Source organism: Paenibacillus sp. LX16, from assembly GCF_036252815.1.
Classification (GTDB): Bacteria; Bacillota; Bacilli; order Paenibacillales; family Paenibacillaceae; genus Paenibacillus; species Paenibacillus polymyxa_B.
Genome location: NZ_CP141152.1, coordinates 989,219 through 1,009,691, shown reverse-complemented (window position 1 = coordinate 1,009,691; position 20,473 = coordinate 989,219). Strand labels below are relative to the sequence as shown.

At 46.2% G+C, this 20,473-nt stretch carries 15 protein-coding genes; 2 read left to right on the top strand and 13 right to left on the bottom strand.

Features of this window, described 5'->3' with window-relative positions:
- Positions 1-9: 9 nt before the first annotated feature.
- The 4 genes from T3H97_RS04565 to T3H97_RS04550 are packed head-to-tail and all read right to left on the bottom strand — an operon-like array spanning position 10 to position 6,499.
- Positions 10-2,619 (bottom strand): polynucleotide kinase-phosphatase, encoded by a 2,610-nt coding sequence (locus T3H97_RS04565; RefSeq protein WP_328801819.1) that lies wholly within the window; start codon positions 2,617-2,619, stop codon positions 10-12.
- Positions 2,616-4,070 carry a 3' terminal RNA ribose 2'-O-methyltransferase Hen1 gene (locus T3H97_RS04560; RefSeq protein ID WP_328801818.1) on the bottom strand — a complete coding sequence of 485 codons (1,455 nt, stop codon included), beginning with the start codon at positions 4,068-4,070 and terminating at the stop codon, positions 2,616-2,618. Before T3H97_RS04560 ends, T3H97_RS04565 begins: the two co-directional genes overlap by 4 nt.
- 22 nt (positions 4,071-4,092) lie before the next feature.
- Positions 4,093-4,911, bottom strand: coding sequence for a nucleotidyltransferase domain-containing protein (locus T3H97_RS04555; protein ID WP_328801817.1), 819 nt, complete (start codon positions 4,909-4,911; stop codon positions 4,093-4,095).
- Between the two features lie 19 nt (positions 4,912-4,930).
- Entirely contained in the window at positions 4,931-6,499 is a 1,569-nt protein-coding gene (locus T3H97_RS04550) for a limonene hydroxylase (RefSeq protein WP_328801816.1), read from the bottom strand.
- Positions 6,500-6,698: 199 nt separating this feature from the next.
- Between T3H97_RS04550 and T3H97_RS04545 the strand changes: the two genes are divergently transcribed.
- Both T3H97_RS04545 and T3H97_RS04540 read left to right on the top strand, forming a co-directional pair.
- Positions 6,699-8,024, top strand: a complete 1,326-nt coding sequence (locus tag T3H97_RS04545) for a helix-turn-helix transcriptional regulator (RefSeq protein ID WP_328801815.1) — start codon at positions 6,699-6,701, stop codon at positions 8,022-8,024.
- Positions 7,999-8,799, top strand: a complete 801-nt coding sequence (locus tag T3H97_RS04540) for a WYL domain-containing protein (protein WP_328801814.1) — start codon at positions 7,999-8,001, stop codon at positions 8,797-8,799. Before T3H97_RS04545 ends, T3H97_RS04540 begins: the two co-directional genes overlap by 26 nt.
- 157 nt (positions 8,800-8,956) lie before the next feature.
- Here the strand turns inward: T3H97_RS04540 and T3H97_RS04535 are convergent, their stop codons facing one another.
- The 9 genes from T3H97_RS04535 to T3H97_RS04495 form a co-directional block, all read right to left on the bottom strand.
- Positions 8,957-9,934: an aldo/keto reductase gene (locus T3H97_RS04535; protein ID WP_328801813.1), complete on the bottom strand. Its 978-nt coding sequence runs from the start codon at positions 9,932-9,934 to the stop codon at positions 8,957-8,959.
- 137 nt (positions 9,935-10,071) lie between these two features.
- A complete protein-coding gene (locus T3H97_RS04530; RefSeq protein ID WP_328801812.1) occupies positions 10,072-10,830 on the bottom strand; it encodes a TraX family protein in 759 nt (252 codons plus the stop codon).
- 46 nt (positions 10,831-10,876) lie between these two features.
- Entirely contained in the window at positions 10,877-11,656 is a 780-nt protein-coding gene (locus T3H97_RS04525; protein WP_328801811.1) for a LytR/AlgR family response regulator transcription factor, read from the bottom strand.
- Positions 11,653-12,891: a sensor histidine kinase gene (locus T3H97_RS04520; protein WP_328801810.1), complete on the bottom strand. Its 1,239-nt coding sequence runs from the start codon at positions 12,889-12,891 to the stop codon at positions 11,653-11,655. Before T3H97_RS04520 ends, T3H97_RS04525 begins: the two co-directional genes overlap by 4 nt.
- Positions 12,892-13,119: 228 nt before the next feature.
- Positions 13,120-13,716, bottom strand: coding sequence for an accessory gene regulator AgrB (locus tag T3H97_RS04515; RefSeq protein ID WP_328801809.1), 597 nt, complete (start codon positions 13,714-13,716; stop codon positions 13,120-13,122).
- A gap of 9 nt (positions 13,717-13,725) precedes the next feature.
- Positions 13,726-15,519 (bottom strand): ABC transporter ATP-binding protein, encoded by a 1,794-nt coding sequence (locus T3H97_RS04510; protein WP_328801808.1) that lies wholly within the window; start codon positions 15,517-15,519, stop codon positions 13,726-13,728.
- 14 nt (positions 15,520-15,533) lie between these two features.
- The gene (locus tag T3H97_RS04505; protein WP_017426263.1) at positions 15,534-16,091 is read right to left on the bottom strand and encodes a DUF5823 family protein; all 558 of its coding nucleotides are present in this window, start codon (positions 16,089-16,091) and stop codon (positions 15,534-15,536) included.
- Between the two features lie 15 nt (positions 16,092-16,106).
- Positions 16,107-17,378 (bottom strand): lanthionine synthetase C family protein, encoded by a 1,272-nt coding sequence (locus tag T3H97_RS04500; RefSeq protein WP_328801807.1) that lies wholly within the window; start codon positions 17,376-17,378, stop codon positions 16,107-16,109.
- 10 nt (positions 17,379-17,388) lie between these two features.
- Entirely contained in the window at positions 17,389-20,472 is a 3,084-nt protein-coding gene (locus T3H97_RS04495; RefSeq protein WP_328801806.1) for a lantibiotic dehydratase, read from the bottom strand.
- Between the last annotated feature and the right edge of the window lies 1 nt (position 20,473).

Below are 20,473 nucleotides of genomic sequence, written 5' to 3'. Positions count from 1 at the left end.
CTTCGCTAACTACAATCTCGGATCAATCGGCTCCGATTCCAGCGATAGCGCGGCAAGGACGCATTCATGAATACGATCTACCGTATCCTTGCGGACAAAACGTTCCACGCCTTCCATACCTAGCGCTCCTTCCATCAGGGCATGACGTTCCTTTTTGTTCGTTCGACGCTGCTTCAGACGCTTTAAATTCTCAGGGGCAAGATAATCCATACCGTAAATGATGTGCAAATACTTCCGGCCTCTCACCTTGATTGCAGGCTGAATCATCTTGTCCCGATTTTTCATCAAAAAGCATTCTGGCTTGATCACAATCCCCTCATGACCATCCTCTGTCATCTCGTTCCACCAGCGAATGACCTCTTCCTCGCTTGCTTCGTCCGTGATCACGCGATACTCTGTCTCCATAAACAGGGAAGACAGCCCAGCCAGCTCCCGGTTTTGCTCCATATGCCAAATATGAGAATGGTCGAAAAAAGTCTTTCCACTGTGTGCCAGCGTATGGAACGGTGCGATACGAATTTCATCCAGACCGTCCACATCCCAGCAATATTTTTGAAAAGCCTCTTGAAACGTTACGGCATTCGCGTACTTCTGTTCCATTTCCCCCAACCAGTCTCCAACCTCTCGGCCTGCAACCTTCGCCTGCTTCAGCTTGTCTACCAGCTTACTGCGATCCAGCAGAGCTGCTTCACCCACATGCGCATACTGTGCAGCAATCAGTTCCCGAGCCTTGAGATTCCACGGTACAATTTCCGCATCCAGCAACACAAAATCCGTCTGGTTCCGTTCAAAATATCCGGCATCCACTAGATCCGCATTCAGTTTCTCCAGCACCTGCTTCCCAAAGCCTAACTCAAAGAAAGGTCGTCCGCTTCGGGTGTAGATCGTGCCCAATGTCGGGTAGCCGACATACTCGACAGCGGCCTGTTCGTTTTTGAATAATAGTAGAATAGCCCGGCTACCCATATGTTTTTTCTCGGCCACCATCGTTTGTACTCCTTGCCCGCGATAATAAGCCAGTGCCTCACGTGGATGCTCCAGATATCCTGCCTCTGCAGACACCGTTGGAGCAGGACTCATGGTTGGTGGAATATACACCAGCTCCTCCATGGGTACAGTCACATGTGACACGGTATCTATAGCGGATTTGATCCATTCTCCTTGCACGCGCACTTCGCCATACGATTCCGTCAACACACTATAACCGGCGATGAGCTTGCGTAAATTCGGCGGGGAAAACCGTTTTCTCTGCCACCGGACAAGTGGGCTATCGGGATCATTCGCATAATTCTCATGTGCCAGAACGCTGACAAATTCCTTTTCCGGATAACGATAAGCGGTCAGCATACCGCCAAATACCACGCCTTGATCAATATTCACCGTCTGGTTCACAAGGGTAGGCTGCGGTCTCGGATCATGTCCCCATACTACTATTTCTCCCGATTCATGGTCTACGAACCAATCCTTACGGATCGGTTTTCCGTTCGCATCCTGTCCTTCCGTATCTCCATAGCGGCAATAATCAGAAATACGTGCCGACTGTTTGCCAATAAAATGATCCTTAATCCCGGCATGAGCCACAACCACGTGTCGCAATCCATTTCTGCCAAAAATTAAATGAGAGGGTGCATGTAACAGAAAATCCCTTAACTCGCTTTTAAGCTGTTCCGCTGCTGCCTTGCCCGCTTTTTGTTCATATTGGGCCAGTTCCTCTGCAAATTGTTCATCCCCATGACTGAGAGTCACCTTTCTCCCATCGAGGTAACGGCCGATTTTCCATCCATGATTGCTGTCAATCATATACGCTAGTCCGGCATCCACGTGCTTTTTCCAGAACTGCACCGCTTGTAACGATTCTGGGCCACGGCTCATCACATCCCCGACAGATACCAGTCTTCTGCCATCTGGATGATAGTATAGCCCTTCCGTATCTTCCGTATATCCTAGCCGCTCTATCACTTCCAGCATCTCACGGTAGCACCCATGGATATCACCAATGATGTCAATACCTGAGCCAATCTCATGAAACAGTGGCTGCGCACGGCGAACAAAGTTCATTTCTTCTACATTCTTAAGGATGTAGCAAGCGTTAAAGCCTTCCTCACGGATACCACGCAGGTTCCGCTTTAACAGCTGTGCCTGCTGCTTGACCCGTTGGCGGCCACGCGGATGCTCCCTGCCTAAATCCCGTTCCAGCAGCACAGCCTCGGGTACATCCAGTACCAAAGCCATCACAGGAACATGCGCCTTGGCTGCCAGCTGTACATATTTTTGACGGTCCTCAGTATACAAATGGGTGGCATCCACAACCGTCAGTTTATTCAAGCGACAGCGCATAGCCAAAATCGTATCCATCGCCTCAAATGCCTTGGCTGACATCTGCTGATACTCATAGAACAGTACGTCCGATTCCAGCCTTGGAAGTCCAGTCCAGTCTATAAATTCCGTATCTCCGACCAGCTTGCGAAAATGATCTGAGGATACCACTTCTGTCTCCAGTAGAACCCCTTCGCTCACCAGCCTGTCCAATAATGTGGTTTTGCCACTGTTGGAGGCCCCCACCAACACAACCAGTCCAGCATGCGGTAAATGAATCGTACGTTTAGATGAATTGCTCATGCTTCCTTCTGCTCCTTTCTGCGCGTAAATATAGCCATTTGGGTCGGTTGTCCAAAGCCTTCGACCTCTTCTCCGATCCCCTTTTGCGCTACCGAATAAGGAGCTTCCGCAATCCACTGCTCACATCGTTCCTGAAACTCGCTTCTACTCCATTCAAAACGGTGATCGCCATGCCGCAGCTCTTGCTGATTCATACGATACACTTCATTATATTCACGATTGGGAGTCGTCACGATCAGCACGCCCGGCTGATACTCCGTCACAATCGTCTTCATCACCTGGTTCAGACGATGCTCATCCACGTGCTCAATGACCTCACATAGAATCATCACATCTTTGCCCCGCAATTGTTCATCATAATAAAAGAGAGAGCCCATCATGGGTGTAGGACTGATCGCGTCGGCATGCCTTTCCAGCTTGGCAAAACGCTCCATGGCTCTCACCTGTGCATACGCAGACGGCTCCACCGCCCAAATCTCTTCAACGCCCGTCATTCGAGCCAGCCGAGCCGAAAGCTTCCCTTCCCCTGAACCAAAATCTACGATTTTCTGTCTGTGAGGCAACTTGCGAATTACGTCCATAATGGCTTGATATCGCAGCTCATTTAGCCGTACTGTAGGCTGTTGCTTCCCTTCTTCCTGTGGCTGTTCTGGCTGTTGAATCTGTTCGTGCTTATCCTTTTGAGCTTGGACAGTATCCTTTTCAATATGTTTTTTTGTGCCTGTTGTTTTAGCAGAATCAGATTGCTCAAATTGCTCAATCAGATTGGTAAAACGAAGCGTGCGTCGAATGATAAGCTCGCGAAGTGGATGCTCTGGCAGCCAGCCTTCACCGTAACGTCTCAGCTTGTCAAACTCTTCTTCACTGATGTAGTAGTGCTTATAATTATCCAGCACCGGAATCAACAGTAATAACTGACGCAACGCATACTGCACCGTCTGATGACCACTTAACGTGACATATCTGACGGTGCTTCGATTTTTCAGCTGAAAAGAATAGTCCGCTTCCCCTCGTTCTATAGCCACTTGATAGCCCAGCGGAGCAAATAGTCCCTCCACCACAGAATCCGGCAAATCCGAAGCAACGGGCCCAAACGATAACTCCAGCGCAAAAGGGTGCGTCACCCATCCTGCATAGTCTTCCTTGGGTTTACCGTTCAGGGCCGTGCCAAGCGAGCCACGAATATAGGTGCAAAATAAGCTGCTGGTTACAAACTCCCGGTCATTAATATATTGTGTAATGTCATAGCTGTCTGGACTGTTTTTGACCAAATCAATCGAATCTGGCGAAGCCTGAATGACGATCTCAGCCTCTTCCTCGGTAAAAACGGTGTACACCATGCGTACACGTGCGCCTTTTTCTGTGCGATCATACGTATTGTAAGGATTCTTAGCAAGCAAATGCGAAATCATCCCTGCATGGGTTCCGGTTGCTTTTAGCGTGATGTGCATACTCCACTTCTCCTTCCCAGTCTTATGCTTTCCATACTTCATTCACCGTAGCGCGGAACAAATCATCCAACTGCTGATCACGTCCACTCTCCATATGCTGAAGCAAGGGCGCCTTCTGTTCAAAATAAGCAATTTGCTGCTGTATAAAATCATTCACCACCGAAAGCCGTGGCTCCATATCCAGTTCCTCACCCGCTTTTTTACGTTGCAGCAAATGCCCGATCACCTGATAAAGTTCTGTATCGGCCGGAATTAATTCCTCTAGCAAGTCTACGAATTCCATCGGAGGCATGCTGTTGTAACGTTCAATCCAGCCACAGGCCAGCAGTGGGCGCAGCACGTAAAAATACTTTTTAATTTTCACCTGTTCACCTTGCAAATAATCCCGATAGTTTCCACGCGCCATATTCAGATAATGGTACATACAGGACTTCGGAGAGAAGGTTAACGGCGATATCGCACGAATCTGGTCAGCTACTGAATACTGCTCCAAATAGGGAATCGGAGATTGCAGCCATTCCAGCAAAGGCGGATTAGACTTGCGAAACAAATGGAGCGCCTTTTTCAAATCCCAGCCGTTTATATCCAGCAAATCGCTGATTGGCCGCTCAATTACATCCCGCTTATCAAAAATAGATAAATACCATTCTATGGGTCTTACATAAATAAATCGTACATCATAGTCACTGTCCTGTGAAGGAAACCCCCATGCCCGACTGCCTGATTCACAGGCGTATACAATGCGCACCTGCTCCTCCTGCTCCAAGGCGCGCAGCTCACGCAAAATCGTTTCGCGCATTTCCGGTTGAATCAAACCCTGCCCATGCTTCACATCTGTCATGTTGTTCCCTCCCTTATCATTAAAGTATTTCCCGAATCTGTTCTCTAATCGACTCCTCCGTTTCGGCTACCGATAAGCGGCGAAGGCGCTCTGTCGTTTTCTCTCCCCACATCTCAGAAGGCCATACCTTGAGTACATGAAGCGCTGCACGGCGATTGGAGGTCAACGGACTCCAAAGTCCGGCAGCAACTAGCTCTTGTCCCATTCCTTCGTAAGAAGCCAATAGTTGCAACAGCATACCCAGACATTGATGCGCTTCATACTCCGGTCCAAAGCCCGGCACATCAGCAGGACCGGAAGCAATCTCTCCCAGAGGCAAGTGCTTTTCTGCAAAAGCCATCAGCTTACGAGCCCGCTGTTCATCCTCTGTCTTGATGAGTTCAAAGTACAGATTAGGCTTGACTGGGTATTTGCTTAATTGATCAAATAGCACAGGCCATACATCTAGTGCTAGCATTCTAGCTACGCGAATGGCACAGTGGAGATGCGGTGAATCTGCATGCTGCAGTTCCTGCTCTACCAGCTTCACCCACTGCGGATCGTTCATCATCTGCTGGCAAATCGACGCATAACGTTTACGTAATTCCGGCGTCCATTCATACTCATAACGTGCCTCCCATGAATCGTCCTCTTCACCCAGAAAATCTGCAATATCCATGATGATCGTAAAATGCTTCACAGTCGTACACATAGCCTTAGCATGACGAAGGTAGTTGCCTATGACCATAGCGGCATGCTCATAATCGTCTATACTTTCCGCAGGTCCGCCTGCTGCTAATAAAGCCGACAGAATTTCGCCTGCTCCGTCAAACAACTCCTGATCAATCTGCGGTACAGCCATGGCTGTATGCAGCTCGCCTTTATGAGCGCACTCATAAGCAAGATACTCATACATGACATTGTTGCGGAATCCTTCCCGTAATAACCAGTCACGTATTTCCTGCTGTGCAGGCTCCAGCCGTTCTACGACGTGAATACGTCCCCAACCATGTACCTGTGAGGCTAACCTATACAACTGCTCATTGGCTTGCTCCGAAATATTACGGATTGCCACAGCCGCATATAGCGTGAATTCATCATGCTTGGCTAGCGTTAAAATAAGCTCGTGATGCTGCTCTGTCTCCAGCAATCCGAGCAGCGCAATACCGACCTTCACCACATTGCGATGTGCTCCGTGTTCAGCCAGCCAACGCGCTTCCTCATACAATCGATCAGGCTGAATTGCTGGATGCTCGCGCACCGCATCTAGCAGCGGATCAATCAGGCTGAGTGCATTTTCCTCCATTAAGCGTACATACGTCTCACGTCTTGTCTTCATCCCTGGCTTGCGGCATTGTCTGGACAACAACTGCGCCAGATCCTTAATTTTGTCAGTCTCTCCATCTCCGCCAGCGCCATGATGCCCAAATGCTCCATCCAATCCTCCTGCCACCCAACGCATCGTGTGCCCTGCCCAGTATTCTTCATCATCCGGTAAATGATCATCAGTAAGCCTGCCCTGAGTATCCATTCCCTGTATAATCGTTTCATAAATCGAAAGCTTGCCTACCCATGGATATAACATTTCATTTTTGCGTCGTCCAAACATGTTGCATCACCCTTCTGTTATGTATTGCTTCTTATTTCATCGTGCTATCTTATACTCCTATGATGCTTTATTTTGGAAGTCGTGAACATGGTGAAAGTATTACAAAGATGAATAATTTCCCTTTTTCCTGCATCCCTTCCCTGTTAGAATAAAGGGATACTTGCTTTCGGAGAACGGCAACAGAAACGGGGAATGCATCATGGCGAGAGAGAGTTTTGATAAAGAAATTCAATTCCTGCGCATGCTCACACTGACCAGCGGCGCTTATAATCGGCAGCAATTTGCAGACAGACTGGGCATTTCAGTGCATACCTTTGATAAAACAATCCGGCGTCTCAAGGAAATCGTCCAATCCGTACAACAGCAGTTGCCTGCGGAACAGGGACATGATTTTAATGAGATGCTGCGCTTTAATTATTACGAATCAGCTGATCCATTATTGTTATTTCTGTTTCGGGCCAAATCGCTCAAGGAATCGGAAAGCGTCCGCTTATCCCTTCTGCTGACAGCGCTACAGTCACAGCCTATGACCACCATGGAACTATTGGATGCTTGCTGCAACGGGCTGCCTTCCGACAGTTCACTGCCGGATGAGAAAACGATTCGTTCCGATCTGAAATATCTGGTCGAAGTCGGCGTGGTTCGTAAAGAGTCCGGCGGCAGACCTTACCGCTATGCTGTCCGCAACGATCTGGTGACAGAACTGACGGACGAGGAATTACTGGACCTATATGATTTTGTGGACATTATGGCCAACACCCAGCTCCCCTCTGTACAGGGATATCTGTTACGAGATCATCTTAAAAAAGCCATGCGCCGTCAGCTCGGAGATCGGGAGATGGCCGAGCCTTTTTTATATAAATACCATTATTATTCACGTATTCTGGACGAAGCCCATATTCATCCGCTTCTACACGCCATTCGGCAACGTCGCTGTGTAACTTTTTTATATTTTTCGGCGTCCAAACGAAGCATGTACGGGTCACAGAACACAAACCCACTGTTTGAAAAAGAGACGGAAGGCCGTGAACATACCATTCTGCCCCTGCAAGTCATCTATGACCATCAATATGGACGTTGGTATGTTCTGGGTCATGTAGGTGGTAAAGGAATCATGAAGTTTCGTATGGAGGGGATGACTCAATTGGTGGAGGGTAAGCCTGTCCCCGAGCAGTTTCATGCCGACCTGTTAGCGGTATTGGAAGAAAAAATGCGGTACAGCTGGCTTGTTGATACCGGTCGTCCCGTGAAGGTACGTGTACGTTTTTTTAATCCTGAGGGTGCGAAGCGCAACTTTATTCGGGAACGTGTGTTATCACAGGGACAATGGGGTACGATCGCGGAGGAAGAAAGTGAATCCTTTATCTATGAAATCACAGTGAATGGAATCACCGAGATTAAACCGTGGATTCGCAGCTTCGGATCAAGCTGTGAGGTATTGGAGCCTCAGCGGCTACGGAAGGAATTCAGACAGGAATGGAAGGAGCTGCAAGCCTATTATGAGCCTGTTCGAGAAAATATTTAACTACCAGATCGTCTCTCGGCTGGATGAATCGGGCGCCTTTGCTACCACATCGCAGGAAAGAGTCTGGCTCCAATCTATGCTGGCGGATTCGGCAGCGACAGAGGCTTTTACCCCGGCTACACTTGATAAGCTTCGGCAATTACTTGCAGACGACGAGCCTCTGGAGGCCGATGGCAGCCTACGCGAAAAGGCAGGGGTTCCTGCTGCTTCGGTTTATCATCCACTCTTGCGTGAATTGCGTCCTATTCTGCGATCCCGTTCAGGCATCTGTATAACCTACAAACTGCGCAACGGACGCATGCATGAGCGAATGTCCGGTTTTCCATATAAGCTGGAGTTCTCCATGGTCAAAAAAGAATGGAGCCTGCTGTGGTATAACCGCAGACACCGCGCGCTCATGTCTACCAAGCTGTCTAATATCGTGAACATCACGGAAGATGAGCTTCTACCCGAAGAGGCCGAAAAATTCACCCAACGTATACTCGGTATACTGGAGTCGCGCAAAGAGCAGGGCATCATCGAAATTATTCCCATATACAACGGTGAAATGTCTCGTATTTTATATGCTTTTTCCTGCTTTGAAAAAGAGGTCGAATATGTTCAGGAAGCAGATACCTATCGTATTACACTCACCTTCCAGGCAGACGAATGTGAATATGTGCTATCCAAAATCCGTTTCCTGGGCAAACGTGTCAAGGTCGTCCAAGGCTCACGGCTGATCTCACGAATGAAAGAAACAACCGCCAAGGCCCTCGCACGATACGAAGAGGAATAGCTGCTGAGGCAATATGAGATGCATTCATGTAAATAGGCCCTTCCTCCGTCTGTTAATGAGACGAAGGGAGGGCCTTATTAAACTACAGTTCGTATAAACAAGGTCATACACTTACATCCACATACGCCTGCTGTAACAAACAGGTTCGCAGTACGAGTTACGGCAAGGCTTGTCCGCGCGCACTGACATACAATTCATACCATTCCTCACGGGTCATCAGCTCGCTCTGGCGTTCCGCATCCTGACATGCCTTGATTCGTTCAGGATTGGCGCTGCCAAGGACTGGCTGAATCCGTGCCGGATGTTTCATAAGCCAGCCAAGGACGATCGCTTCACGTGTCGTTTCCTTTTCAGAAGCTAGCTTCTGCACCAGTTCTGCCGTCTTAACGACATGCTCAGGTTGCCCTTCCAAAGGACCTCCGCTAAAACGTCCCTGCGCCAGCGGTCCCCAGGCTTGGAGCTGAATATTCTCGGTTTGGCAATATTCCAGCAAACCTTCGCCAAAATGTACATTTGTCCCTGCCTGCTGGTTCACATGTACTGTCTGATCTACAAAATGCAGATGGGCCAGGCTCATTTCCAGCTGATTAGCGATCAGCGGCTCCGTTAGGCTCCGTTCCAGAAACCGAATTTGGCTTACATTCATATTGGAAACGCCAAAATTCCTTACTTTTCCAGATGTCTTAAGCTCGCTGAACGCCTTCGCTACTTCTTCCGGCTCTACCAGCGGATCGGGACGATGCAGCAGCAGGATGTCCAAATATTCCGTACCCAGACGCTTCAGAATCCCGTCCACAGACTCCATAATATGAGCATATGAGAAATCAAAACGGCCAGGAAGCGTACCATCCGGCAGAAAAATGCCGCATTTGGACTGAATTACGATTTGTTCGCGCAAACCCGGCTGTCCCTTTAAAATCCGGCCGAAAATCTCTTCCGCTTTCCCCATACGATAGATATCCGCATGATCGAACATCGTAATCCCAATGGATTGTGCAGCTTCTACAGCTCTTTCCGCTTCAACGACATGCTCCTGCGTAAACGGTGCATGGCTCCATTCTCCACCAAAAGGCATGCACCCGAGCGCCAGCCGACTATCGGAGATTCCACGTTTCTGTAAAGGCATAATCTTCATGCTGCTCCTCCTTTAACCCTCAAAGTATTCCTTGCTTCATCAGCATTCGAATAGTTTGTGAAACCGCAAAAATTAGACGGAAAACATGTCGTTTCCCGTCCATTTTTTTATTTTAGTTACTTATTAGACAGCCCTTCTTATATGTAATAATCAATAGCCAACTTCAGCAGATAGAGCGCGAGCAAATGCAGCGGATAAAACAAATAGAAGAAGGTTCGTGAGCCTTTTCCCCTCTCTCCGTTATATCGGGATAGCAGAGGGAGGGCAAAAATACAGGCCCCGCCGATCGCAAACGGATAAAGATATTCGTTCATTGTGCTGGCGTTGATGCCCAGGATGCTGAGCGAATCGGGAACAGCCCATATAATGATGACTCCGAAAATGAACATAAGCGCAATTATTGCAATAATCCACCCATTGTAAATCTTCTGTTGTTTGCGAGCCACATAGAAAGCCAGAACCAGGAACACTCCAACTACACTCCAGTCTCCCAAAAAAGAGACTACGCAAAGAGCCGAAATCGCCAAGTATTTAAGTACAGGATTGGTCGTGTTGTCATAGAACCATATTGCCAGTAGGCCCATCAACAACGTTAGCATGATGTTTCCCGAACTATACCAATCTTTAAATACCAATCCATAAGGCACCACACTGGCCAGCCCGGTTACAGCAAGGCGCATTGTATATTTTTTGAAGCTTCTGGTATGGATATATCCTTCGGCTACAAAAAAAGCCATGATAGGCAATGTAATTCTGCCTACCACCTGAAAGCCCAAAAAATCGGCAAAAAATAGCCCTCCAATATGATCAATTAGCATTGCCAATATTGCAATTAATTTTAAACTGGTGGCATCAATGCCTTTCACCTCTGCTTGAACGGATAACCTTTGTTCCATATTCCTCCCCTTTTCTTCCCGAAGGACTATGCCCTCCGTATCTATTCTATTCGTAAACAGGTCTGTTCAGGAGGCTCCGGTCTCCCATCTTATCTAGGAGGTGCTTCAACAATTGGCGGGAAACGGGAATAATGCGCCTTGCTTCTCCGGAATTCTGATTGGGTTGAAAAATGATCTCCTTCTTGCTCTTATCTATAGATTCCACCTTCATCAGGTTTACGATAAATGCCCGATGACACCGGAACAACCTTGGGTCCTTAGCCTCAATATCTTTCAGGTCGCCGTAAAACTCAAGAGTTCTGTTTTCGGAAACCAGACGGATTTTGTGGGGAACACCGGTTGTTTCAAAGTAATAAATGCTGGAGAAGGAAATTTGAAATTTCGTAAATTTATTGTCGAGTATAAACCAATCGTTGACATCCAACACAGACTTTCTTTGATGGGCAACAGCAAGAACTTCTCTGACCTTTTTTTCCATTTCATCCTGAGTAGCATCCTTGATAATGAAATCAAGAGCTGCTACCTTGTATTGGAAGGTAAGCGGAGACAGATGACCGTGGGTAGTAACAAAGACAATATGCCCATACATATCATATTTTCTGATTTCCTGGGCAACTTCCAGTCCCTTCATCTGGCAACCCGAGATTTCAATATCAAGGAAATACAAGTTATTCGCACAAGCTTTTGATTCAAAAAGCAGGAGATCCGGCTTACTGGTGACAATGAGATTGCTGCAGCAGATGCCAAGTTCCTCGCAGCTTTTACGGACCATCTTTTCCATTATGCGCTGCTGGATAAACTGATCTTCCAGGATAAAAATATTCATGATGTCGCTCTCTTTATAATTAATGTTTGCGTGAAAAAATCCGGTTCCTTTTTGGTATCCAAAGTGACATACTTGTTGCTGCGCAGCACCTTTGCTATATTGTACAAGCCAAGACCCCGATTGTCCGCTTTCGTTGAAAAGTTTCGTTTGTAGAGATCATTCACCTTAATCCCGTCAAGTGCAGACTGATTATAAGAGTTTCGTATCGTCACCGTCTGAATATCGTCTTCATGGATCAGCACAATAGTTATGGACGGATTGCAGGTCTCTAGTGCCGCATCGATTGCATTGTCCAGGAAACAAGAGATTACTCTGCAAAGGTCTATAATATCCATATACATTTCACTGATACCGCTCTCAATTTCAAGTTTTACGTCAACTCCACGCTTCTTTGCCACCAGCATCTTGGATGTAATAATACTCTTGAGCTCACTTACGTCCAGATTAATCAGGTTATCCAGACTATAGGAATATCCGTTCAACTGTGAGGCAGTAGGTTGGATAGAACTCTCATATATCCGCCTGATCATTGCCAAATCCCCAGTTCTGATCCCCTCGTCCAGCATTAACAGGATATTGGTATAGTCATGTCTGAAGCCGCGGATGTCTTCGTACATTTTTTCAATCTCCATAATATAAGCCTCCAGCTGCAGGTATTGTTCCGTCTTGTTCTTCTCTAGCTCACGTTCACGCAGGAAGCGATACAGCCAATTGATCGTCATCAGGAAGATGGAGGTCAAGCCGATCAGCATCAACACAATCTTTAATCTGCTTGGATACGGATTGTTGCTTTCACACTCCGAATAGATAATGAGTCCGAGTCCGATGATCCCCAAGACCAAGATTAAAGAAGCTCCGACGATAAGCTTAATCCGATATAGCTTCAAAAGCCTGACCGCCGGAGTAGGAAACAAATAAGACACAAGCTTTCGGAGCGCCAAGTAGATCAGCGGAGGTGAACAAGCGGTTAGGAAGGGCGCCGTCCATTTGTTTTTATATTCATAAGGAACCGCATAGCTGATCACCGTTATGAAATAACCCAGCAGTGTCGTAATAAAGATGGTAAGGATGGCGTAGAAGCCTATGACCCACAAGGATTCATATTTGTCGGTCAACCACCCGTATAATGCCAGTAGCACAAATAGAAATAGGTAAACAATCAGTCCGAAGTTATCCAGAGCTGTTATTCCGATAAAATAATACATGACCAAAAACAGCAGCAGCTTATAATTCATACGGAAAACGCTTAGACCATTGCCGCTGACCATATGATATATTACAAGATAGCTGGTGTATTGCAAAAAATAAATGCCGGATGTAATCATTTTTTGATCAATTTCCGAACTTTTGGATTGACTGGTTCATAGAACAACCCGAAACAAATCCCTCCTCCTTCACCTCTTTTACTCATATGCTCCAGTAGCTTAGCCTTGAGTCTCTGGGTATGGTTGTTTCTGTGTTCTTTAATATTCTTGATATTGTTCATAATTGGCATAACTCCTTCTCATTATGGAATAGAATACTGGTGTGATGACAACTGCTTCAAGAAACAACCCGAATATTAACCAAGGATAAAAATCTAGTGCGATGGCCACGAAAACAAACACTATACTTAAAAAGATAGCTTGTAATCTGCATGCTCTTCTGAACTTCGGATCCACCAATGGATTGCACTCCGTATCGGCCGGAGCGTATCTGGCAATCAGAATGACAGAAAGCAGACAGAGCGTCGCCAAAAAAATGCGGTTCCATTCTACTTCCTTTAAGAGCCAGGGAACAAACACAAAGGTCAGTAGACTGACCCAGGTGCAATGATGCGACTTTCGAGCATGCCAGCCAAAAGACTTTCGCCGGACCACTGTATAGGAAAGCAGAATCGCAGCCGTTTCGGCTAATACACTGAGCAAACAGGCACTGACCAATACAAGAAGTATTTTTTCTGTACCAGCTAGTATGTTCTCCAGATAATAAAGCACATAAGCACGCTTCTCCGCTTCCAATTCTTCGTCTTGAAAGTATTTATCAACGATCCACGTTGACAATTGATGATACAACGCCACCGCCCCTCCCTAACTTAATTGTGCGGGAAGCTGGAATTGAACATAATCACGATATTTATCATGCCAGCTCATTAATTCGTGATGCGTGCCTACCCCCGTTACTTCTCCTTTATCCAAAAAGATAATCTGGTCGGCTTTGTAGATGGTTGACAAACGATGAGCGATAACAATGGTCATTTTATTCTTGGAGAGAAGCTTGATTACATCATGGACAAGCTGCTCTGACTCGCTATCCAGGTTGGCGGTAGCTTCGTCAAACAGCAGAATCTCATGGTCTGAAAGCAAGCATCTGGCAATCTGGATTCGCTGCTTCTGTCCCCCCGATAATTTGACTCCCCTTTCTCCAACAAAGGTATCCAAACCACCCGGTAATTGATGAATTACCTCCTTCAAGCCTACTGTATCAAGAGCCGCATAAATCTCATGGTCATCCGCGTCTCTGTTTAGGCCATATACCAGATTGTCTCTCACTGATCCTACCAGTAAGTCACTATCCTGCATAACATAGGATATTTTGCGACGCCATTCTTCCGTCCTAATCTTATCCAAATATACATTATTGTAATAGATTTCTCCATTATATTCTGAGTAAAATTTCTCTATTAAAGAAAATATTGTTGTTTTTCCCGAGCCGGAAGGCCCTACGATCGCTGTAGTGGTACAGCCTCTGAAGGCTAACTCCACGTTGGATAATACCGGTTGGCCCTGGTTGTACGAGAAAGAAACATTGGCAAAATGCAGGATATCCGAATTCTGATCATGACTTTTCATGTCCGGCACATTGCCTAATTCTTCTTGCTTCTCATCCTGCTGGTTATATATGGTATGAATTTCCTTGCTTGCTCCCTTGGCCTTCTGATACTGCGAGAAAAAACTGCTGAGCTGGGTCAGAGGCGAAACCATTGTAAACAAATAAAAGATCATGGATACCAGAGTACCTGTAGTGATATGCCCAGCAGCAATGCCGGCGCTTCCATACCAAAACATTCCTACCAAAGCTAGCATGATGACAATTGTGACAATCGGCTCAATGACAGCTGACAATATTCCCTCTTTGATGTTCAAGCGAAAGATACGTCCAAGTATCTCTCGAGTATATTTCATTTCAAGCTGTTCCGACGTCGTCGCTTTAATGAATCTGATGTTATAGAGAATTTTGGCTAACTCACCGGAAAAATCTGCGGCTGCATCCTGTGCCTCAACCGCTACCCTATTCATCCTTCTTCCAATGGGATAGATCAGTAGCGCCGTTATAGGAATCAGAGCAATGAGTACACTCATTAATCTCCAATCCAACACAAATAACATGATGATGCAACCAGTGACCATCAGGACATCAGCCAGAATAGAAGGCAGAGTGATAGCCAGAAAATTACTTACAATAGCAAGGTCGTTCGTCATTCTGCTGATGATTTTGCCGTTCTCGTTGTTATCAAAATAATTAACCGGCAAATGGATAATTTTTTCCCAAATTTTCAGTCGCAGCTCCTGAAAAAACTTGCTCCCCACATATCTGAGGAGCAGAGAAGACACGGCGTTTAAAATCCCTCCGGCCAGAAACAGCAAAATAAGCACAGCTGCGGTCTGGATCGTCAGCTCCATAGCTGAGATCTTATCGACAAGCTTACCTGTAATGATCGGCAATACTAATGAAAAAGCGGCGGAAATCAGTGTAAATATGATGCTCCAAGCAAGCGCAAGCTTGGGCCATCTCGCAATTTTGATTAACTCCAGCAAGGAATGGGCCGTTTGTTGTTCTTCACCGATCTTTTTATATGCCGTGCTCTCCATATTCAATTCCATTATGGCTTAATCACCTATTTCTCTTTGTGATTTTCGTATTCTAGCAAAAACTTCATTGCCATTGTATAGACACCTGCGGCTATCGCTACCATGACAATATAGGAGAGCGACAGCTTGGTTCCTATCCAGTCCGTTTGATTGCTTAACTGGAACAGTAAGAAGCACACGGCGCTTCCGGCAAGAAACTCCAAAGAGTAGGAGAATTTCCGCCCTCTCTTCAACCTATCAAGTATAATATCCACAATAATTACAGCGGATGTAAGCATAAAAGAAATTTTATACAGCATAATCTTATCTTCAGCAACAATCTGCTGATCCTCAAAACTTGCAAAGTATCTGGCCAAAATTGTACCGATTACTAGGTATAATACGACAACTAGCACATTGATTCCGACACATTCGGCTGTGCTGTAGGTAATAGTCCCTTCGCTTCGTTGAACCAGGGTCGCTGCCAAGCTTGAAATAAACAGGACCAGAAACCAAATATAAAAATATGCATCCAGTTGAAAAGAGAGAAAGTCGGTAATCAGTCCCACCATGACTGTAATAATTTCTTTTAATAAAATGAACATTACCGTCTCCTCCTGTTAGCTAAATACCAGCATCTGCTTCCATGTACTCAAGTTCTCATTATCACAGGTCAGCAGTGTCAGCAATACACCTGCACATCCATCGAGTAGCCCTACTTTATCGAGAGATAACGGATCATCGACGCTTCCCTCAAGGTCTATAAAAGGTACTTCCTCACCAGTATTTCGATATGATAACAAACGATGCAAAAATTCATCCTTAAACGGCATGGCTGCCGCACGGCTGAAATGGTGCTGAATCAGGACCAAGCCTGCATAGCCGTGACAGATCGTCGGTGAAATTACCTTTCTTAGCGAATCTGGTCTGGAGTAGACGGTATTGAACAATTGCAGAGCCTGCTGCTGCAGCGCTTTGTCCTTCAGGGCCAATCCCAGCCGGAACATAGCCACAGAAGCTCCCGGTGTGCCGTAACACCATGCATCTCTGTGATAACCTGGATTCCGACTAGTCTCTGCGGATTCATTCGGTGTGAACATATTAGGTATGACAAGGGTGCCGTTCCACTCCCTGATACTTCCGAGCAGAAAAGTCTTGGCAACTTCCAGTACTTCTCTCAATCCGTTTAACGAGTAGCGGCGGAGATGTGCAACGGCCAGCAGATTAATGGCTCCTGTAATTCCGTGCGCCATGCCAAGATTATAATAAATGGTCTGTTCGGGAAGTTCCCCGAAATGTCTCAGCTTGCCTACAGCATCCGTAATCAGTTGAAGGATCTTAAGGAGCACTGCATCCAGCTTCCCAGCGTATCTGTCCTGGCGTTCCTTAACCTCCATTAATGCAGCTGCAATCCCCGTCCAGCCTGAAATCAAATCCAAGTCGCTATCCTCAATCAAAGAGTCTTCCAATTTCCCCCTTGTCTCCTCATAGAATTCCCCGTAGCTGCTAAGAAACATATCCAGCGTCTGCGAGAGCACATTCGTATATCTTGTTGAACCTCTTGAACACTCGTTGAACAGATAAATAACGCCTGCTAATCCGGTATACAGTGACAATGAATGGAACGGTATATTACCGATTAAACGCACAATCTCCTGATTGTACTTGAAAGCAAGCGCAGCCCACCCTTCCCCCGGGTAAACTTCATCTAGTTTATCCAGAAGAAGGCTGATTCCGGGGTATCCTGAAGCCAGCGATATCAGCTCCATTTCAGGGTAATCATGCATGGCGTGCTTCTTGATTAGCAGGGTTACAGTATCTATATCTTTGTAAATTTCTGCGCTTTGCCTGACTATTTCAGATAAATTTCCCGGGACTTGTTTGACCGCCATAAACTCCTCCTCAATAGGCAACATGATATTTGCTTACCTGTAAATAATCTTCCAAACTGTAGTAGCACAGGTGTAGGGCAAGCTCTTCTTTTTCCCGGTCCAGGCCGAACACTCTGTTGCAGAACATGTGCATGATGCTGAACATAATATCATCGTAGTAATTGGTTCTGTCGTCAGCTTCCCGGATAGCGGTGAAATATGCAGCGTATTGCCGCAACCTGTCGTCTTTATCGCTTGCTGGCAAGGATATGGAACGGGTCTGTTGAATCCTTTGGAATAGCGCTTCTTTGTGTTCCCGATACTCCTGCCTGAATTTCTTCGGATCAATAATCGCAGCCATAGCCTTCAATTGATCTTCTGCCAGCGGATACGCGCAGTTCACAACCTCAAAAAGTCCGGTGCAGCAAAATAACATCTGATCGGTTGCATTAATTGACCTCTTGCCTGCATAATAGCCTGAAACTAGATAAGAATCGATAGCAAATAACCTCTCCGCTTGTTCAATGAAGGCTGCGCCGCCATACCGCAAAATTTCAGGCCGGTAAGGAACAACCGAATAGGAACTAACCAATCCGGACGAGGTTACAGTATTCAGGAAATCAAAAACATAGTTCAAGGCCGTGAAACGCTGATGCTGTACGCTTCCCGACATTTTGCACCTTAGCCTGATATGCGGCTCCTTATCTGCATACTGGACAAAAAATACCTGGTCAATGAAGTACTCGGCGCTATTGTCCATGAATGTCTTAAATGCACTGCCCAGCAAATCGGTTAGCAGTTCCTGATTGTAATACACCTGCAGGGATATCCAATCCGAACCTGGATAATAAACGGCATTCACCGAAGAACTCAGCACTTTATTTAAGCTTTTATCGGTAGCCTGTGCAGACAATCTGTCTATCGGCAAGTACTGAAACATCGGGCTTTTGCAAAAAAATACGCACTCCTCCATATACCGGTTAACGGAAGCGAACAGTTCTTTCTCCGTCTCCATAATAACAGCCGCCTTGCCTTCCGGATTCCGGGTATATTCTTTGTGCAAAAGCTTTCGATGATGATGGCGATCCAAATCCAGCAACAGCTTATTGTCCAGCTCCACCAAATATACATATCGCGGAATGTTATACTTTATGATCCAATCCTCCAGAAAGGCCAAAAACTGTTCTTCGCTCTGGAGCCGTTTATCCGCATATAATGTCCATTTTTTAGGGCAGATGATGATATTTTTATAGGTTACTCTCGGTGTAAAAGAAGAATCATAGAGATACTCCTCCAGATGGGACCATCCGGTCTGATACTGTAGATTAATATCATTCAGAAACCGGATCAGATAAGGCGCCAGCTCTGTATTGTACATGCTGCTTAGTTTGGGAAATACCAGTTCGCCTGTTTCCCTGTGCTTCAGATAAAAGTATCCCGAATCCTCCACCCCTACCAGTAGTTGGGAAATGTCCAAATTCCGATTCTTGGGGAACGTGGCCATATCCATGGATTGATCCGGTGTTGGGCCTGCCGTCATAATATTAGTTATTTTGGGGCTGAATGGATAAAATGAGATTTCAGCGGCGCTCTTCCCTGCTTTCTGATCCTTCGGGTTCCTGACAAAACGGAAGATTTCATCACGGCTATCCTTGTCAAACATGTAGGCAAATCTTCCGAAGCTCTGACACGCTTCCAATGATCCGGCTCTGTTGTTTAAATAAAACGTAACTTCACCTTGCTCATTCTCCATGCAGGAATAATACAAATCGAACGAGACATAGACATTCTCCAGACTCAATTCAGACAGCTGTTGGATTTTGGCCTCGTCAAGCACGATATCCGAATGATTGGCAAGCGCTTCAGTCTGCCACTCCGCAATTAGCGCCTTGAGCTGTCGGAACCTGCCTTCATCCTTATGCCTGTACTTATCTCCGTTCTGGTAGTGGCTCTTGTACTCTTCAGGTTTGCCGAGCCCCAACGTCTTACTGAACAACTGCAATAAGGGAACTTCTTCATATACTCCGTACTTCTCAGTAAATTGCTGACGATAGTCGGAAAGTGTATCCTCTTTCCTGTACGTAGAAAGCATGCTCAATATTGAAGCTACTTGGGCCAACGCTTGCCTATCGCTGTCCGACAAGTGAATTTCATTTGCCTGATTCAGCCTTACGTCTATTTTGACCAAGTCGCCCTGATAATCGGGAAGGATAAGCTGGACTAGTTTTCGGACAGCCTCAATGCCTTCGCGTTTGACCTCAGCAACTGTGATGTCCTGAATGGCATGTCCAACTCTCTCCAAAATATCTGCGTAATATGCTGCCTTGGGAGCAGCAAGCAGCTTTAGTGTACGGATCAGATGCTCCAGAGGAGCGCTATCCCGAGGATTGGGAATCATCTCACTCACCAAAAAGCCTTGTTCTATCAATTGCTGCAAAAAATCTGTGCTGATCGTGTCATCCACGCCGAAGGCATCTTTTATAGCTTGCATAAGCTGCAGAAAAGTCTGCTGCTCTTTATCAAGGATCTTCATGATGAAATCTATGACCGGGGTTTTGAGAATAGATATATTTTCAGTGCTTCGTTCCTCCTGATCTGCTGCAAACAGAGTCTGATAAGAGATGACGAGCCTGTGATGGTCAATGTAAGAGGTGTTATTTACACTCAGTCTCAATTCATTGCGGACATCCGCATCCCCATGGAAAAGCCCTATTAAGCGGTAAATTAGGCTATAATCCGGAGTTGCCCAGACGACATGTTCTCCAGCGCCTCCCGTGTTTCCAAATCGGGAAATGCCTACTCCCGCGAACAGTCCAAACGGTGTTGGTCTACAAATTGCCCGCGAAATGAACTTGCTTAGACTGAGGATAAGATTCCGCTTTTTTTTGGACTTCAATGTTCTGCCTTGTTCCAGGCTTTGCAGTGCAGCGTAGGTCGAGGGGCTGGAGACATAAATGGAATCCATCAACCCCTGCTGCTGAACGAACCGTACAAGTCTGTCAAGATATTCATCATCATCTAGTTGTTCATGATCAAATATCCGCGTATAATACTCCATGCCAAGCAACGTCTTCCGGTACATGTAATTTTCCGAGATTTCAAAGTTTTCCAACATG

What these genes read in the sequence shown, in the direction of transcription:
- T3H97_RS04565 (WP_328801819.1), bottom strand. Translation starts at nt 2,619, where the DNA reads ATGAGCAATTCATCTAAACGTACGATTCATTTACCGCATGCTGGACTG.
- T3H97_RS04560 (WP_328801818.1), bottom strand. Translation starts at nt 4,070, where the DNA reads ATGCACATCACGCTAAAAGCAACCGGAACCCATGCAGGGATGATTTCG.
- T3H97_RS04555 (WP_328801817.1), bottom strand. Translation starts at nt 4,911, where the DNA reads ATGACAGATGTGAAGCATGGGCAGGGTTTGATTCAACCGGAAATGCGC.
- T3H97_RS04550 (WP_328801816.1), bottom strand. Translation starts at nt 6,499, where the DNA reads ATGTTTGGACGACGCAAAAATGAAATGTTATATCCATGGGTAGGCAAG.
- T3H97_RS04545 (WP_328801815.1), top strand. Translation starts at nt 6,699, where the DNA reads ATGGCGAGAGAGAGTTTTGATAAAGAAATTCAATTCCTGCGCATGCTC.
- T3H97_RS04540 (WP_328801814.1), top strand. Translation starts at nt 7,999, where the DNA reads ATGAGCCTGTTCGAGAAAATATTTAACTACCAGATCGTCTCTCGGCTG.
- T3H97_RS04535 (WP_328801813.1), bottom strand. Translation starts at nt 9,934, where the DNA reads ATGAAGATTATGCCTTTACAGAAACGTGGAATCTCCGATAGTCGGCTG.
- T3H97_RS04530 (WP_328801812.1), bottom strand. Translation starts at nt 10,830, where the DNA reads ATGGAACAAAGGTTATCCGTTCAAGCAGAGGTGAAAGGCATTGATGCC.
- T3H97_RS04525 (WP_328801811.1), bottom strand. Translation starts at nt 11,656, where the DNA reads ATGAATATTTTTATCCTGGAAGATCAGTTTATCCAGCAGCGCATAATG.
- T3H97_RS04520 (WP_328801810.1), bottom strand. Translation starts at nt 12,891, where the DNA reads ATGAATTATAAGCTGCTGCTGTTTTTGGTCATGTATTATTTTATCGGA.
- T3H97_RS04510 (WP_328801808.1), bottom strand. Translation starts at nt 15,519, where the DNA reads ATGGAATTGAATATGGAGAGCACGGCATATAAAAAGATCGGTGAAGAA.
- T3H97_RS04505 (WP_017426263.1), bottom strand. Translation starts at nt 16,091, where the DNA reads ATGTTCATTTTATTAAAAGAAATTATTACAGTCATGGTGGGACTGATT.
- T3H97_RS04500 (WP_328801807.1), bottom strand. Translation starts at nt 17,378, where the DNA reads ATGGCGGTCAAACAAGTCCCGGGAAATTTATCTGAAATAGTCAGGCAA.
- T3H97_RS04495 (WP_328801806.1), bottom strand. Translation starts at nt 20,472, where the DNA reads ATGTTGGAAAACTTTGAAATCTCGGAAAATTACATGTACCGGAAGACG.